13 protein-coding genes and 1 tRNA gene are annotated in these 14,924 nt (G+C 57.1%); 9 read left to right on the plus strand and 5 right to left on the minus strand.

Going from position 1 to position 14,924, the window contains the following annotated elements; all coding sequences use genetic code 11:
- Nucleotides 1–11: 11 nt before the first annotated feature.
- Nucleotides 12–875, plus strand: coding sequence for a YjeJ family protein (yjeJ, locus tag DR88_RS23815; protein ID WP_004146702.1), 864 nt, complete (start codon nucleotides 12–14; stop codon nucleotides 873–875).
- Nucleotides 876–929: 54 nt separating this feature from the next.
- On the opposite strand, the gene DR88_RS23810 is transcribed toward yjeJ, so the two are convergent.
- From DR88_RS23810 to DR88_RS23800, 3 genes are all read right to left on the minus strand, one after another.
- Entirely contained in the window at nucleotides 930–1,283 is a 354-nt protein-coding gene (locus DR88_RS23810) for a DUF4156 domain-containing protein (RefSeq protein ID WP_023313845.1), read from the minus strand.
- 260 nt (nucleotides 1,284–1,543) lie between these two features.
- The gene (groL, locus tag DR88_RS23805) at nucleotides 1,544–3,190 is read right to left on the minus strand and encodes a chaperonin GroEL (protein ID WP_016946619.1); all 1,647 of its coding nucleotides are present in this window, start codon (nucleotides 3,188–3,190) and stop codon (nucleotides 1,544–1,546) included.
- A 37-nt stretch (nucleotides 3,191–3,227) separates the two neighbouring features.
- Entirely contained in the window at nucleotides 3,228–3,521 is a 294-nt protein-coding gene (locus DR88_RS23800) for a co-chaperone GroES (protein WP_004152420.1), read from the minus strand.
- Between the two features lie 232 nt (nucleotides 3,522–3,753).
- On the opposite strand from DR88_RS23800, the gene yjeH reads away from it, so the two are divergent.
- Complete coding sequence (gene yjeH, locus DR88_RS23795) at nucleotides 3,754–5,004, plus strand: L-methionine/branched-chain amino acid transporter (RefSeq protein ID WP_004146698.1); 1,251 nt, start codon at nucleotides 3,754–3,756, stop codon at nucleotides 5,002–5,004.
- A 51-nt stretch (nucleotides 5,005–5,055) separates the two neighbouring features.
- Here yjeH and DR88_RS23790 read toward each other — a convergent pair whose 3' ends face one another.
- Nucleotides 5,056–5,532: an FxsA family protein gene (locus tag DR88_RS23790; RefSeq protein WP_002885425.1), complete on the minus strand. Its 477-nt coding sequence runs from the start codon at nucleotides 5,530–5,532 to the stop codon at nucleotides 5,056–5,058.
- Between the two features lie 337 nt (nucleotides 5,533–5,869).
- Between DR88_RS23790 and aspA the strand changes: the two genes are divergently transcribed.
- From aspA to DR88_RS23755, 7 genes are all read left to right on the plus strand, one after another.
- Complete coding sequence (gene aspA / locus DR88_RS23785; protein WP_002885424.1) at nucleotides 5,870–7,306, plus strand: aspartate ammonia-lyase; 1,437 nt, start codon at nucleotides 5,870–5,872, stop codon at nucleotides 7,304–7,306.
- Nucleotides 7,307–7,421: 115 nt separating this feature from the next.
- Nucleotides 7,422–8,723, plus strand: coding sequence for an anaerobic C4-dicarboxylate transporter (locus DR88_RS23780; protein WP_002885423.1), 1,302 nt, complete (start codon nucleotides 7,422–7,424; stop codon nucleotides 8,721–8,723).
- A gap of 124 nt (nucleotides 8,724–8,847) precedes the next feature.
- Nucleotides 8,848–9,171, plus strand: coding sequence for a divalent cation tolerance protein CutA (cutA, locus tag DR88_RS23775; protein WP_002885422.1), 324 nt, complete (start codon nucleotides 8,848–8,850; stop codon nucleotides 9,169–9,171).
- Entirely contained in the window at nucleotides 9,147–10,943 is a 1,797-nt protein-coding gene (locus tag DR88_RS23770) for a protein-disulfide reductase DsbD (RefSeq protein WP_004146691.1), read from the plus strand. Before cutA ends, DR88_RS23770 begins: the two co-directional genes overlap by 25 nt.
- Nucleotides 10,944–10,978: 35 nt before the next feature.
- Entirely contained in the window at nucleotides 10,979–11,554 is a 576-nt protein-coding gene (locus tag DR88_RS23765; RefSeq protein WP_004218175.1) for a transcriptional regulator, read from the plus strand.
- Between the two features lie 67 nt (nucleotides 11,555–11,621).
- Nucleotides 11,622–13,709 carry a DUF1176 domain-containing protein gene (locus DR88_RS23760; protein ID WP_004146690.1) on the plus strand — a complete coding sequence of 696 codons (2,088 nt, stop codon included), beginning with the start codon at nucleotides 11,622–11,624 and terminating at the stop codon, nucleotides 13,707–13,709.
- A 115-nt stretch (nucleotides 13,710–13,824) separates the two neighbouring features.
- Nucleotides 13,825–13,900: transfer RNA gene (locus tag DR88_RS23755), tRNA-Phe, on the plus strand.
- 590 nt (nucleotides 13,901–14,490) lie between these two features.
- On the opposite strand, the gene DR88_RS23750 is transcribed toward DR88_RS23755, so the two are convergent.
- Entirely contained in the window at nucleotides 14,491–14,847 is a 357-nt protein-coding gene (locus DR88_RS23750) for a PerC family transcriptional regulator (protein WP_305953346.1), read from the minus strand.
- Between the last annotated feature and the right edge of the window lie 77 nt (nucleotides 14,848–14,924).

The following is a 14,924-nucleotide window of genomic DNA, read 5'->3' on the forward strand; positions in this document are numbered from 1 at the left end:
AGGAGAGAACTATGCAAGGAACGTTTATTGGATTTAATACCGCAGGGATTACCTTTGAAGACCGCTTTCTGGCGCTGCTTTTGAAAATCAAGCAGCAAAATGGCCCCTGTCAGCAATACTATCTGCAAGCACCTATACTTCTCGATTTTCTTCTTATCCTACAAAATCGTTTGCTTATGACATATAAGCGATTACAAGAAGAAGGGGAAACCTATAAAGAAGAGCTTATCGCTTATAATGAATCGCTGATCGCTAACATCCCTGCCGTAGAGATGGCGGAGATCCAGCAGCCGAATCCTGAGCGGCGTATTATGTCGATTACGCTTAAACCAGGCGAGACTGAATCGACTCTCATTCTGGTTCTGCAGAATGAGCAAATTTGTACATTATGCATTGAAGACAGGCAGGTAGAGGCATTACTCGCAGGTATTCAGCAAGCGTTAAAAACGGTTAATGATCAAGACATTATACACTACTTAACCGCAAATCTTGATTTCTTAATATGCTACACTGTCGATTTAACCACTCAGCCCAATATCGACTACCAGCAACACACTCAGGAAGACTGGAAGCTAAACCTGTTTTCCCATTATCTGGGCGTGCTGTACTGCTGCGAGACAGACGAAGGCAAGAAAATTGTCTCCGGAGCGGTGGTCAAAACCAGCGCGCCGCATTTATCAGAACTGGAAAATAACGTTGTGACGCGGATTATCGAGAAAAGCCCCAAGCTCAAGGCGATGCACGCGGAGCTGGCGCCATGTCAGATCTTCAGTACTGTCATCCCTTCCCAGCCGGGAAGAATGCTCAGTCTGGAAGAGTGTCTGCGTCCCCTGCACGCCTTCTACCTTGAAAAGAAAGCGGAGCTTAACGCCTGATCCTCATCTAGCGACCACGCCTCTCTCCGCGCTTACAGAGAGAGGCGTCACGCATCAGTTCGGGCACTTATAAACCTGGCCGTTCATTTCGCTGTCGGTAGGTACAAAGCTCGACAGCAGATTCTGCGTCGGGCTGCTGACGCCGTAAATCACGTTGCCACCCATTGCTGCTGCCTGGTTACGCAGAGCGTTCGCCGCACCGCGCATGGAACCACCCTCATCACCATTCTGGCCGGAGAGCCAGTTACTCTGTTTACCCGTCGCGGTCCCTAACAGCTGACAATCTGCGCCCGGCTTCTCCTGCACGAAACGCACATTCTGGCCGGCAGAGGTTAATTCATTGCTGGAACTGCAACCTGCCAACAGTAAGGCTGCGCCGACAATCCCTGCTAAATATTTTACCTGCATGTTATTCCCCATGATCGATGAGCTGGACGCACTGGCCCGGATGTAAATCTGTCATCCTTCAAACTGCGCCGGCATGAGCCGCGTTCATTCCCTCCCCGGCTGCGCTTACCAGGTCGCTACCGAAACGGAGGTGCTTGCCGCTCTGATGCAGCTTAAATGATTTTTATGTATAAGCCTTATACTAAAAAGCGCGCCAAAAGAAAAACCCCCAGCCATTGCTGGCCAGGGGTTTCTGCTTTTTTATGCCGTAGAGCGCACGATTACATCATGCCGCCCATACCGCCCATGCCGCCCATGCCGCCAGCAGCACCTAAGTCAGGCGCGTCGCCTTTCGGCAGGTCGGTCACCATGCACTCGGTGGTGATCATCAGGCCAGCCACGGAAGCCGCGTACTGCAGTGCAGAACGGGTGACTTTGGTTGGGTCCAGGATACCGAAGTCGATCATGTTGCCGTATTCTTCAGTTGCTGCGTTGTAACCGTAGTTACCGTCGCCTGCTTTCACGTTGTTTGCCACAACAGACGGCTCTTCACCGGCGTTGGAAACGATCTGACGCAGCGGCGCTTCCATTGCGCGCAGCGCAACTTTGATACCGACGTTCTGATCTTCGTTCTGACCGGTCAGGCCAGCGAGTTTCGCCGCAACGCGAACCAGCGCTACGCCGCCGCCAGCCACCACGCCTTCTTCAACCGCAGCACGGGTTGCGTGCAGGGCGTCGTCGACGCGTGCTTTTTTCTCTTTCATTTCAACTTCGGTAGCCGCACCGACTTTGATTACTGCTACGCCGCCAGCCAGTTTAGCGACACGTTCCTGCAGTTTTTCACGATCGTAGTCGGAGGTCGCTTCTTCGATCTGCTTACGGATCTGAGCTACGCGGCCCTGGATTGCGGATTCTTCGCCAACGCCATCGATGATGGTGGTGGTGTCTTTGTTGATAACCACGCGTTTCGCCTGGCCCAGGTCTTCCAGAGTCGCTTTTTCCAGCTCCATACCGATCTCTTCAGAGATAACGGTACCGCCAGTCAGAGTAGCGATGTCCTGCAGCATAGCTTTACGACGGTCGCCGAAGCCCGGTGCTTTCACCGCAGCCACTTTAACGATGCCGCGCATGGTGTTAACCACCAGGGTCGCCAGCGCTTCGCCTTCAACGTCTTCAGCGATGATGAGCAGCGGTTTGCCTGCTTTCGCTACGGCTTCCAGAACCGGCAGCATTTCGCGGATGTTGGAGATTTTTTTGTCAGCCAGCAGGATGAACGGGCTTTCCAGCTCAACGGCACCGGTGTCCGGCTTGTTGATGAAGTACGGAGACAGGTAGCCGCGGTCGAACTGCATACCTTCAACTACGTCCAGTTCGTCTTCCAGACCGGTACCGTCTTCAACGGTGATCACGCCTTCTTTACCAACTTTATCCATCGCTTCCGCGATCAGTTTACCGACGGTTTCGTCGGAGTTAGCGGAGATGGTACCTACCTGAGCGATAGCTTTGGAGTCAGAGCACGGAACGGACAGCGCTTTCAGCTCTTCTACTGCCGCCAGTACCGCTTTGTCGATACCGCGTTTCAGATCCATCGGGTTCATGCCTGCAGCAACAGCTTTCAGGCCTTCGTTCACGATAGCCTGAGCCAGTACGGTTGCGGTGGTGGTACCGTCGCCTGCCGCGTCGTTCGCTTTAGAGGCAACTTCTTTCACCATCTGCGCGCCCATGTTTTCGAACTTGTCTTCCAGTTCGATTTCACGTGCAACGGAAACACCATCTTTGGTGATGGTCGGCGCGCCGAAGGATTTGTCCAGAACCACGTTACGGCCTTTCGGGCCCAGGGTCACTTTAACTGCATCTGCCAGTACGTTTACGCCGCGCAGCATTTTTACACGAGCGTCGTTACCGAATTTTACGTCTTTTGCTGCCATTTCTTTTATTCCTCAAATTCGTTCAGGGTCGTGCGAATTAAGCTTCAACAATTGCCAGGATGTCGCTTTCGGACATGATCAGTACTTCTTCGTTGTCGATCTTTTCAGTCTTCACGCCGTAGCCATCGTTGAAAATCACGATGTCACCAACTTTAACGTCCAGCGGCTGCACGGTCCCGTTTTCCAGGATGCGGCCTTTACCGACAGCGATGATTTCGCCACGAGTTGACTTAGCTGCTGCAGAACCGGTCAGAACGATGCCGCCCGCAGATTTGGTTTCAACTTCTTTACGTTTGACGATCACACGATCATGTAACGGACGAATACTCATTGATAGCTCTCCTTCGAGAAAGTCATTATCAGTTATGGGTGACGCCGGGCCGAACTCGGTTTACCGGCTAGTGCAGAGAGAGATGGGGATGGCCATTTACGGCTTCAAGGGCAAAATTAAAAAAAATTTTTACCTTTGCGCTGGCGCACAAAAAGCGGCCATGTCAGGCAATCGGTCATAAGGAAAAGCGATTGTGATACTCTCTTTTTTTTCACTGGCGCAGGATTGAATCATGAGTGGTTTAAAACAGGAGTTAGGGCTGGGACAGGGAGTTGGGTTGCTTTCCACCTCATTGCTGGGTACCGGCGTCTTCGCCGTCCCGGCGCTGGCGGCGCTGGTCGCTGGCGATAACAGCCTGTGGGCATGGCCGCTGCTCATTCTCCTTGTTTTCCCGATTGCCATCGTCTTCGCCCTGCTCGGCCGCCATTTTCCCAGCGCGGGCGGCGTGGCCCACTTTGTCGATATGGCCTTTGGGCCACGTCTGGCCAGCGTCACCGGCTGGCTGTTTTTATCGGTTATCCCGGTCGGACTCCCCGCCGCCCTGCACATCGCCACCGGTTTTGGCCAGGCGCTGTTCGGCTGGCATGATGCGCAGCTGCTGCTGGCGGAGCTGGGCACCCTGGCCATCGTCTGGTGGGTCGGTTCGCGTGGCGCCAGCTCCAGCGCCAACCTGCAGACGTTGGTTGCCGTACTGATTGTGGCGCTGATCGTCGTAGTCTGGTGGCGCGGCGGGATAAGCCCGGCGCAGATCCCCTTCCCGGCCCCGGCGGAGATTGACCGCGGGCAGCTCTTTTTGGCGCTGTCGGTGATGTTCTGGTGCTTTGTCGGTCTGGAAGCCTTCGCGCATCTCGCCTCGGAGTTTAAACATCCCGAGCGTGATTTCCCCAGGGCGCTGATGATAGGCCTGCTGCTTGCCGGCTCGGTCTACTGGGCCTGCACCGTGCTGGTGCTGCACTTCCACGCCTTTGGCGAGGAGATGGCGGCGGCGGCGTCATTACCGAATATCGTGGTCCGTCTGTTCGGCGTCGAAGCGCTGTGGGTAGCCTGCGTCATCGGCTATCTCGCCTGTTTCGCCAGCCTCAACATCTATATTCAAAGCTTTGCCCGCCTGGTCTGGTCGCAAGCGCAGCATAAGCCACACAGCTACCTCGCAAGGCTGTCGCCACGGCAGATCCCGCGCAACGCCCTCAACGCCGTGCTGGGATCCTGCGTAGTTAGCACCCTTGGCATCTATCTGCTCGATATCAATCTGGACGCGCTGATCGTTTACGCCAATGGCATTTTCATCATGATCTATCTGCTGTGCATGCTGGCGGGTTGTCGTTTGCTTCGCGGTCGCTATCGGCTATTGGCGGTGGTGGGCAGCATTCTCTGTCTGCTGCTGCTGGCGATGGTCGGCTGGAAAAGCCTGTACGCGCTGGTGATGCTGGCGGGGCTGTGGCTGTTTTTACCCAGGCGCAAGCTGGCGACGGGAAGCGTGTAGGCCTGCAAAGAAAGCGGCCCGGTCGCATCTGCTGACCGGGCCGGGGGAATGTTAATCGCGGCGATCGTCCTTATGGTCCAGACGGTCGCGCTGCTCATCTTTGCGCTGGAATTCCCCTTCGAAGGTCTCTCCGCCGCCAGTACCGGCGCTAAAGCCGCCGCCCGGCATCCGGCTGAAGCGCAGGTGCGGCATCAGCTTCATCGTCAGATGCTTTTGCACCGGCGGCAGCAATAGCAGCAGGCCGAGGAAGTCGGTAAAGAACCCCGGGAGCAACAGCAGCAGACCAGCGATAATCAGCGATACGCTCTTGATCATCTCCGCCGCCGGGCTCTCGCCCGCGGCCATCTTCTGCTGCATCAGCAGGAAGTTTTTGAAGCCCTGGTTACGCACCAGCGACATCCCTACCACCGAGCTAAAGATCACCAGGATCAGGGTCATAAAGACGCCCAGCACGTGCGCAACCTGGATAAAGATCGATATCTCAATGTAAACGTAAAGAAAAAAGGCAATAAACGGAATCCAACGCACCGGCGTCTCCTTCATCAACGGGCGCTGCGTTCAGCGCCCGTAATCATCAATTTGCTGATCGCATCCCACTAACATGGGGATGCTGAGCGGCTTTTCAATCAGCGGAAAGGCTTATTTTTCTCAGGAATAAGAAAGCGGTGACCCATTTCACAGATTAATAAATCTTCTCATACCCGCAATGTAATAAGTGATCAAGCTTACTGATATTCGCTATCATCAGCATATGATCTTGGGCACCGGGCCGGTTAAGGAAATAATCGTCGGCCAGAAAATATACTGAATACTGGATATTCTGTGTGTTTGGTGAATTCATTGGCAGCTTGAAAAGAAGGTTCACATGTTAAACAACATTCGTATCGAAGAAGATCTGTTGGGCACCAGGGAAGTTCCCGCGGACGCTTACTACGGCGTTCATACTCTGCGAGCGATTGAAAACTTCTACATTAGCAACAGCAAAATCAGCGACATACCAGAATTCGTGCGCGGCATGGTCATGGTTAAGAAAGCCGCCGCGCTGGCGAACAAGGAGCTGCAGACCATTCCCAAAAGCGCGGCAAATGCGATTATTGCCGCCTGTGACGAAGTCCTGAATAACGGCAAATGCATGGACCAGTTCCCGGTCGATGTCTTCCAGGGCGGGGCCGGTACCTCCGTAAACATGAACACCAACGAAGTCCTGGCGAACATTGGCCTTGAGCTGATGGGCCACCAGAAAGGCGAATACCAGTACCTGAACCCAAACGATCATGTCAACAAATGCCAGTCCACCAACGATGCTTACCCCACCGGGTTCCGCATTGCGGTGTATGCCTCCATCCTTAAGTTAATCGATGCGATTAAACAGCTGGGCGAAGGCTTCCAGGCGAAAGCCGTGGAGTTCCAGGACATCCTCAAAATGGGCCGCACCCAGCTGCAGGACGCGGTGCCGATGACCCTCGGCCAGGAGTTCCATGCCTTCAATGTGCTGCTTAATGAAGAGACCAAAAGCATTCTGCGCACTGCGGAGCTGCTGCTGGAGGTGAACCTCGGCGCCACCGCCATTGGTACTCGCCTCAACACCCCGGACGGCTATCAACAGCTGGCGGTGCAGAAGCTGGCTGAAGTAAGCAACTTACCGGTCGTCCCGGCGGAAGATCTGATTGAAGCCACTTCGGACTGCGGGGCGTACGTTATGGTTCACAGTTCGCTGAAACGCCTGGCGGTGAAACTGTCCAAGATCTGTAACGACCTGCGCCTGCTCTCTTCCGGTCCGCGCGCGGGCCTCAACGAAATCAACCTGCCTGAGCTGCAGGCTGGCTCTTCAATCATGCCGGCGAAGGTTAACCCGGTGGTGCCGGAGGTGGTCAACCAGGTCTGCTTCAAAGTTATCGGCAACGATACCACTGTGACCATGGCCTCCGAAGCCGGTCAGCTGCAGTTGAACGTGATGGAGCCGGTGATCGGCCAGGCGATGTTCGAGTCGATTCATATCCTGACCAACGCCTGCTACAACCTGCTGGAGAAATGCGTTAACGGCATCACCGCCAATAAAGCGGTATGTGAAGGCTACGTCTACAACTCCATCGGCATCGTCACCTACCTCAACCCGTTTATTGGCCACCACAATGGCGATATCGTCGGCAAGATCTGTGCCGAAACCGGCAAGAGCGTACGGGAAGTGGTGCTGGAGCGCGGACTGCTGACGGCGGCGGAGTTGGATGATATCTTCTCTGCGCAAAACCTGATGCATCCCGCTTATAAAGCAAAGCGTTATACCGATGAAAGCGAACAGTAATCTTTCAGGTTAGTCATTCAAAGGCATGTCAGCGATGACATGCCTTTTTTGCTTTTTTGTTTTACTAAAATACAACAATTCAATATCAACTTGTTAAAAAACAAGGAAGGCATATATGTTTGGTGCAGAACTGGTTATTGTCCTGCTGGCGATTTATCTCGGCGCCCGGCTCGGCGGCATCGGTATCGGCTTTGCCGGTGGCCTTGGCGTCCTTGTCCTGACGCTTATTTTTCAAATTAAACCGGGTGCGATCCCCTTCGACGTTATTGAAATCATTATGGCGGTGATTGCCGCTATCGCCGCCATGCAGGTCGCCGGCGGGATGGATTACCTGGTCAGCCTCGCCGAACGGATGCTGCGCCGCCACCCGAAGTACATTACCTTCCTTGCCCCGCTGGTGACCTGGTTTATGACCGTGCTCGCTGGCACCGGCCATACCGCCTTCTCCACGCTGCCGGTGATCACCGAAGTTGCCAAAGAGCAAGGCATTCGCCCCTCTCGTCCCCTGTCGATTGCGGTCGTGGCCTCTCAGATAGCGATCACCGCCTCGCCTATCTCCGCGGCGGTGGTGTTCTTTGCCGGGATCCTTGAGCCGCTGGGCGTTAGCTACCTGACGCTGCTGGCCATCTGTATTCCGGTCACGCTGCTGGCGGTGATGCTCACCGCTATCGTCTGCAACTTCCTCGGCTGCGAACTGAAAGACGATCCGGTTTACCAGGAGCGGCTGGCCAAGGGGGAAGTCAGACTGCGCGGCAGCCAGGTATTTGAGCTGCAGCCGCACGCCAAACGTTCCGTTCTGCTGTTTTTGATCGGCATCGTGGCGGTAATGTTCTACGCCACGGCCATCAGCGATACCGTCGGCCTGATTAAGAACCCGGTGCTGCCGCGTAACGAGGCGATCGTGGTATTTATGCTGACCATCGCCACCCTGATTAGCATCACCTGTAAAATCGACACCGGCGAAGTGCTCAACGCCAGCACCTTTAAGTCCGGGATGAGCGCCTGCGTCTGCGTCCTCGGCGTCGCCTGGCTGGGAGATACCTTCGTTAAAGCGCATATCAGCGACATCCAGGCCGTGGCCGGCGATCTGCTGCATAATTACCCATGGCTGCTGGCGGTGGTACTGTTTTTCGCCGCCACGCTGCTCTACTCGCAGGCAGCCACCACCAAGGCGTTGATGCCTGCCGCGCTGCTGCTGGGCGTCAGCCCGCTGACGGCTATCGCCTCGTTTGCCGCGGTCTCGGCGCTGTTCGTTCTGCCGACCTACCCAACCCTGCTGGCGGCGGTAGAGATGGACGACACCGGCTCAACCCGCATTGGTAAATATGTCTTTAACCACGCCTTCCTGATCCCCGGCGTTATCGCTATCACGCTGTGCGTGATCCTCGGCTTTATCTTTGGCGGGATTATGCTGTAAATACCGCTGGCGGCGGGCCCACTACGGGCCCGCCTTCCGTTGCCCTCACTTTCCCCGCTCGTTACGCTAATATCCCCGCATCTTGCGTGTTATAGTGCCTCTTTTCGCTGATACGAGGTTCATGATGACTACGCCTGATGCTGTTGTTGTGCTCTGTACCGCGCCGGACGAAGCGACCGCCCAAGATCTGGCGGCAAAAGCGCTGGCGGAAAAGGTGGCAGCCTGCGCCACGCTACTGCCGGGGGCTACCTCTCTGTATTACTGGGAAGGGAAACTCGAGCAGGAGTATGAAGTGCAGATGCTACTCAAAACTGACCTTGCCCATCAGCAGGCGCTGCTGGACTGCCTGAAGTCACACCACCCGTATCAAACCCCAGAACTGCTGGTTCTACCCGTCACGCATGGAGACAACGATTACCTCTCATGGCTTACCGCATCATTACGCTGATCCTGCTGCTGTGCAGCACATCAGCCACCGCCGGGTTATTCGACGCGCCGGGGCGCTCGAACTTCGTGCCTGCTGATCAAGCTTTCGCCTTTGACTTTCAGCAGCAACAGCATGACGTCAACCTGAGCTGGCAAATCAAGGATGGTTATTATCTTTATCGTCAACAGTTTACCTTCAGCGCCGCCGGGGCGACGATCGACGAACCGGCGCTGCCGGCGGGAGAGTGGCATGAAGATGAGTTTTACGGCAAAAGCGAGATCTTTCGCCAACGCCTGACCGTGCCGGTGACGGTGAAGGAGGCGGACAAAGAGGCTACTCTCACCGTCACCTGGCAGGGCTGCGCCGATGCCGGATTCTGTTATCCGCCGGAGACTAAAGTGATCCCGCTGAGCGCCGTGCGGGCGGCCTCAAACGACGGCCAGGCAACCGCCATCGAGCCCATGCCGTCGACGAGCAGCCGTCCGGCGTTCAACCCGCCGCTGCCGGTTGAGCCGCGACCGGCCCCGGAGCTCGCCACATCACCTGCGCCTGCCGCAGTGCCGCCTGCAGACACGCCTGCCCGCCTGCCCTTTACGGCGCTGTGGGCGCTGCTGATAGGTATTGGTATCGCCTTCACCCCCTGCGTGCTGCCGATGTACCCGCTGATTTCGGGCATCGTGCTGGGCGGAAAACAGCGGCTTTCCACCGCGCGCGCTCTGCTGCTGGCCTTTATTTACGTCCAGGGGATGGCCCTGACCTATACCGCGCTGGGGCTGGTGGTAGCCGCCGCCGGGCTGCAGTTCCAGGCGGCCCTGCAGCACCCGTATGTCCTGGTCGGCCTGTCGGCGGTGTTTATACTGCTGGCGCTCTCCATGTTCGGCCTGTTCACGCTGCAGCTGCCGTCGTCGCTGCAGACCCGGCTGACGCTGCTCAGCAATAAGCGCCAGGGCGGCTCGCCCGGCGGGGTCTTTGCGATGGGCGCTATTGCCGGGCTGATCTGCTCCCCCTGCACCACCGCGCCGCTAAGCGCCATTCTGTTGTATATCGCCCAGAGCGGTAATCTGTGGCTGGGCGGCGGCACGCTGTACCTTTACGCGCTGGGCATGGGTCTGCCGTTGATCCTTGTGACCGTGTTTGGCAATCGCCTGTTGCCGAAAAGCGGCCCGTGGATGAGCCATGTGAAAACCGCCTTCGGGTTTGTGATCCTTGCCCTGCCCGTCTTCCTGCTGGAACGCATACTCGGCGACCAGTGGGGGTTACGGCTGTGGTCAATGCTCGGTGTCGCCTTCTTCAGCTGGGCGTTTATCACCTCGCTGGGCGCTACCCGGCCGTGGATGCGGCTGGTACAGATCATTCTGCTTGCCGCCGCGCTGGTCAGCGCGCGGCCTCTGCAGGACTGGGCGTTTGGCGCCCCGGCGGTCGAGCAGCAGGCGCACCTGGCTTTCACCCGCGTCAGCTCGGTGGCCGAGCTTGACCAGGCGCTGGCGCAGGCGAAAGGTCAACCGGTGATGCTCGATCTTTACGCCGACTGGTGCGTGGCCTGCAAAGAGTTTGAAAAATACACCTTTAGTTCACCTGACGTGCAGCAGGCGCTGAAAGGCACCGTGTTATTACAGGTTGATGTGACGAAGAACAGCCCGCAAGACGTCGCGCTGCTGAAACACCTGCAGGTGCTGGGTCTGCCGACGATCCTGTTCTTTAACGCTGAGGGTCAGGAACAGTCTGAGCGGCGAGTCACCGGCTTTATGGATGCCGCGGCATTCAGCGCCCATTTGCGCGATTGGCAAGCGTGAGCGACACTTTAGGAGGAAAGATGGAGGAGAACACCGTGCTACGTGAAGACGTCCTGGCAGAAGCCATTAAGATTCTTGAAATTGAAGGTATCGCCAACACGTCGCTGGAGATGGTCGCTGAGCGCGTGTCCTGCCCGACGAGCGACCTGAAACGCTTCTGGCCTGACCGCGAAGCGCTGCTGTACGACGCGCTTCGCTATCTGAGCCAGCAGGTGGATGCCTGGCGTCGTCAGCTCCTGCTGGACGAGACCTTAAGCGCAGAGCAAAAGCTGCTGGCACGCTATGCCGCACTCACCACCTGCGTAAGCAACCAGCGGTACCCGGGCTGCCTGTTTATCGCCGCCTGCACCTTCTACCCGGATCCTCAGCACCCCATTCACCAGCTGGCGGAACAGCAGAAGCAGGCTTCGCTGGCCTACACTCACGAGCTGCTGACTCAGCTGGAGGTGGATGACCCGGAAATGGTCGCCAAGCAGATGGAGCTGATTGTCGAGGGCTGTCTGAGCCGTCTGCTGGTCAAACGTAGCCAGACGGATGTGGATACCGCCCGGCGGCTGGCTGAAGATATTCTACGCTTCGCCCAGTGCCGTATGGGCGGCGCCTTGACCTGATTCTGATATCCTAACCGCCACGTCGCGCCTATAATTTCCCCCTCACTGATTGCTGACAGGGATTGATATGCGCGCGTTCTTCTGGGCTGCCTGGCTGGGCCTCTGCTCTACGCCCCTGCTGGCGGCTCCCCTGCAAGGTTTTTCCTTTGCACAAAAAGACTGGGAGCTCGCCTGCGATAATACCGGCGCCTGCCGGGCGGCGGGTTACGGCGTCCGCATGGGTGAGGTCAGCGTGCTGTTGACCCGCAACGCGGGCAGCGAACAGCACCTCACCGCCACGGTAACCTTTGCGCAAATCGAGCACGATATCCCCGCCGACTCCACCGCCAGCCTGCTGATCGACGACCGGGATTTTGGCGCGCTGGACGCTCTCGACGACAGCCACTTTCGCCTCGACAGCGATCAGACCACCGCCCTGCTACAGGCGTTAACGAATCAGCGCAAAATCGAATTCACCCTTAACGGCCAGCACCTGCCGCTTTCCAGCGCCGGCAGCCGCGAGGTGCTGGGTAAAATGGATGCGTTTCAGCGACGCACCGGCACCGCCGATGCGCTGCTGGATAAAGGCGATGCCGGCGACGATGCCATTTTGCCAGCCACTCCCGCCCCGGAAATTATCGCCGCCCCGGTTCTCCATAACGCGCAGCCAGTGCCGTTGAGTATGCTTCAGCGCCAGAAACTGCTGCCCATCCTGACGCCGCTGCTGAACCAGCGCTGCGACGACTGGCAGAATCAGGCCATTCCGGCGGCAGATCGCCAGATCACGCTGACCGCGCTGGATAAAACCCATTCTCTGGCGCAGGCGCTCTGCTGGCGAGCGCCCTATAACGACGGTTACGCCCTGTGGCTGGTCGATAACGCCCAGTTGAGCAAACCGCGACTGCTCACTACCGAGGCCTCCAGCTACGCCGACGGCGCTATCGTCTTTTTGCACAAAGAACGGGGCATGGCCGACTGCGTCACCGGCGAGACGCGCGTTTGGGATGGTAAAACCTTTACCCCCAGCTTGAAGTACAGCACCGGTATGTGTCGGGAAATCACCCCGGGTGGCACCTGGATGCTGCCGACCTTTGTCAGCCAGGTGATCCCCAGGCAGCAGAAAGAGGCGGATAACCTGGCTCTGCGCACGTTGTATTACGCAGTGTTGAAAGCGCAAAAAAGCGATCCAGAATTGTCTCTGAATAAGGTCGCCGAGCAGTTTCCGTTAACCGGCCATATTACAGACTTCACGCTCACTTACGCCGACGATACGCTGATCACGACCAGTAAACCGTCCCCGGATATCAGCGATGATGAGTGGCAGGCGTTTCTGCGCTCCTCGATTAGCGCGGATTCAGAAAACGGCAAAGTCAGCTTTACCCTTATCGACCTCGACGGCGACGGCAAACGCGACCTGATCATCGACAGCTACGTGGGCGGCACCGGGCTCTTCAGCTACACCGGGGTGCTCAAGCGAGGTGATGATGATTTTGCCGCCGTCAACGGCAGCGACAGTGATAATGGTGATGATTTCGATGCCGGGGTGCCCGGCGCCCTCTTTTCCATTAATGGCCGCGGGGCTAACCAGTGGAACCACTGGGTCAAAATCAACGGCCAGGTGTATGCCCTGTGGTACAACGGCCAGTTTGGCGAAGATAACCTCTACCTGCTACGCCCGTTCAGCACCACCAGCCAGACGCCCGCGGTGACGGTTCGCTATCGCTATACGCTGAACAGCATCCGCTCCCCGGAGAAAGACCAGCCGCTGACCCCCAGCCTGAGCGACGGCGATAAAGCGGACCTGCTGCGCTCGCTGGAGGTAATGCAGGGCAGCCTGCTGAAAGACAGACCCGCCAGCGACAACGGCGCGCCGATCTGCCCCATCCCGCCGGGCACCTCCGCTGACGAGGCGGATAACTACTACAGCGGCGTCGCCGTTAACTATATCTATGAGACGGTGGCCTATATTCCGGTCTGGCTGAACGGGAAGTGTTATATCGGCACCATTTTCAGCCATCATGGCGCCTATCGCCACGGCGTGGATGCGGAAATTACCCTGAGCTCGCCGCGTGAGGACGAGGAGGTCATTGGCGATTATCTCATCTCCGGACTACGCCACGTTATCGCCATTACCAGCGGCTGGAAAACCCGCGAGGGCGATAACGGCATGCAGTGAAGTTAAGCCAAAACGCGCCTTTGAACGCAGAATTGCCGCAAAGATAAGCAATCGATAAGTAATTTAAGAAATTTGGTTGACGGGGTGGGCGGATTACGGTTTAATGCGCCCCGTTGCCCGGATAGCTCAGTCGGTAGAGCAGGGGATTGAAAATCCCCGTGTCCTTGGTTCGATTCCGAGTCCGGGCACCACTATTTAAAGAACCCGCCCAAAAGGCGGGTTTTTGCTTTTCTGCATCCGGACTCTTCATCGAACTCCGTTCGATTATTCGCCGCACAGCGGCTCACCCCTTCGGGGCCAGCGCGGCAAGCGCGCTGTTCAACGCCTGCGGCGTTAGTCCGAGTCCGGGCACCACTATTTAAAGAACCCGCCTAAAAGGCGGGTTTTTGCTTTTCTGCATCCGGACTCTTCATCGAACTCCGTTCTATCACCCGCTGCCCGGCGGCGCTGCGCTTGCGCGGGCCTACGCTGTTTGAACCTGTGGAGGATCCGTAGGCCGGATAAGGCATTTATGCCGCCATCCGGCACAACCGCGGGTACGGTGTCTGATGTGTATCGCCCGGCGGCGCTGCGCTTGCGCGGGCCTACGCTGTTTGAACCTGTGGAGGACCCGCAGGCCGGATAAGGCATTTATGCCGCCATCCGGCACAACCGCGGGTACGGTGTCTGATGTGTATCGCCCGGCGGCGCTACGCTTGCGCGGGCCTACGCTGTTTAACCTGTGGGGGACCCGCAGGCCGGATAAGGCGAAGCCGTCAGGCAAACGTCGTGAAGAAAGGCATTACTCGGCGGCCGTTTTCCCTTTGCCGGGCAGCCTGAATGCTTCGCCATATGGCTTCGCAATGCCCATACGATATTGAGTCTCTTTCGCCGCCTGGTGGAGGTCGGCAAACTCCTCTTTCGGCGCCGGCGGACGTTGCGCCTTTTTCAGACACTGATTGCGATGGTGACGGATCCACTCTCGGTCCTCATCGTCCAGGCAACGCTGCATCACCTCAATCCATCTGGATGCCGCCCGACGGTAGAGCCCGCATGCCTCTAACCGCTCAGCAATACTGTCCCTTATTCTCATCCACCTCGCTCCTCTGATGCTTTCACGATATCTCATGGTATTCCGACGCGTGAGCCGGAATACCATGGTAGTGTTAATTTATGACAAAACTATTCCTGTGCGGCGCAAGGAATATATTCATTATAATAATCGCTGTGCATAGC

The organism is Klebsiella pneumoniae (genome assembly GCF_000742135.1).
Taxonomy (GTDB): Bacteria; Pseudomonadota; Gammaproteobacteria; order Enterobacterales; family Enterobacteriaceae; genus Klebsiella; species Klebsiella pneumoniae.

What these genes read in the sequence shown, in the direction of transcription:
- DR88_RS23780 (WP_002885423.1), top strand. Translation starts at nt 7,422, where the DNA reads ATGTTTGGTGCAGAACTGGTTATTGTCCTGCTGGCGATTTATCTCGGC.
- DR88_RS23800 (WP_004152420.1), bottom strand. Translation starts at nt 3,521, where the DNA reads ATGAGTATTCGTCCGTTACATGATCGTGTGATCGTCAAACGTAAAGAA.
- cutA (WP_002885422.1), top strand. Translation starts at nt 8,848, where the DNA reads ATGACTACGCCTGATGCTGTTGTTGTGCTCTGTACCGCGCCGGACGAA.
- DR88_RS23760 (WP_004146690.1), top strand. Translation starts at nt 11,622, where the DNA reads ATGCGCGCGTTCTTCTGGGCTGCCTGGCTGGGCCTCTGCTCTACGCCC.
- groL (WP_016946619.1), bottom strand. Translation starts at nt 3,190, where the DNA reads ATGGCAGCAAAAGACGTAAAATTCGGTAACGACGCTCGTGTAAAAATG.
- DR88_RS23810 (WP_023313845.1), bottom strand. Translation starts at nt 1,283, where the DNA reads ATGCAGGTAAAATATTTAGCAGGGATTGTCGGCGCAGCCTTACTGTTG.
- yjeJ (WP_004146702.1), top strand. Translation starts at nt 12, where the DNA reads ATGCAAGGAACGTTTATTGGATTTAATACCGCAGGGATTACCTTTGAA.
- yjeH (WP_004146698.1), top strand. Translation starts at nt 3,754, where the DNA reads ATGAGTGGTTTAAAACAGGAGTTAGGGCTGGGACAGGGAGTTGGGTTG.
- DR88_RS23770 (WP_004146691.1), top strand. Translation starts at nt 9,147, where the DNA reads ATGGCTTACCGCATCATTACGCTGATCCTGCTGCTGTGCAGCACATCA.
- aspA (WP_002885424.1), top strand. Translation starts at nt 5,870, where the DNA reads ATGTTAAACAACATTCGTATCGAAGAAGATCTGTTGGGCACCAGGGAA.
- DR88_RS23750 (WP_305953346.1), bottom strand. Translation starts at nt 14,847, where the DNA reads ATGGTATTCCGGCTCACGCGTCGGAATACCATGAGATATCGTGAAAGC.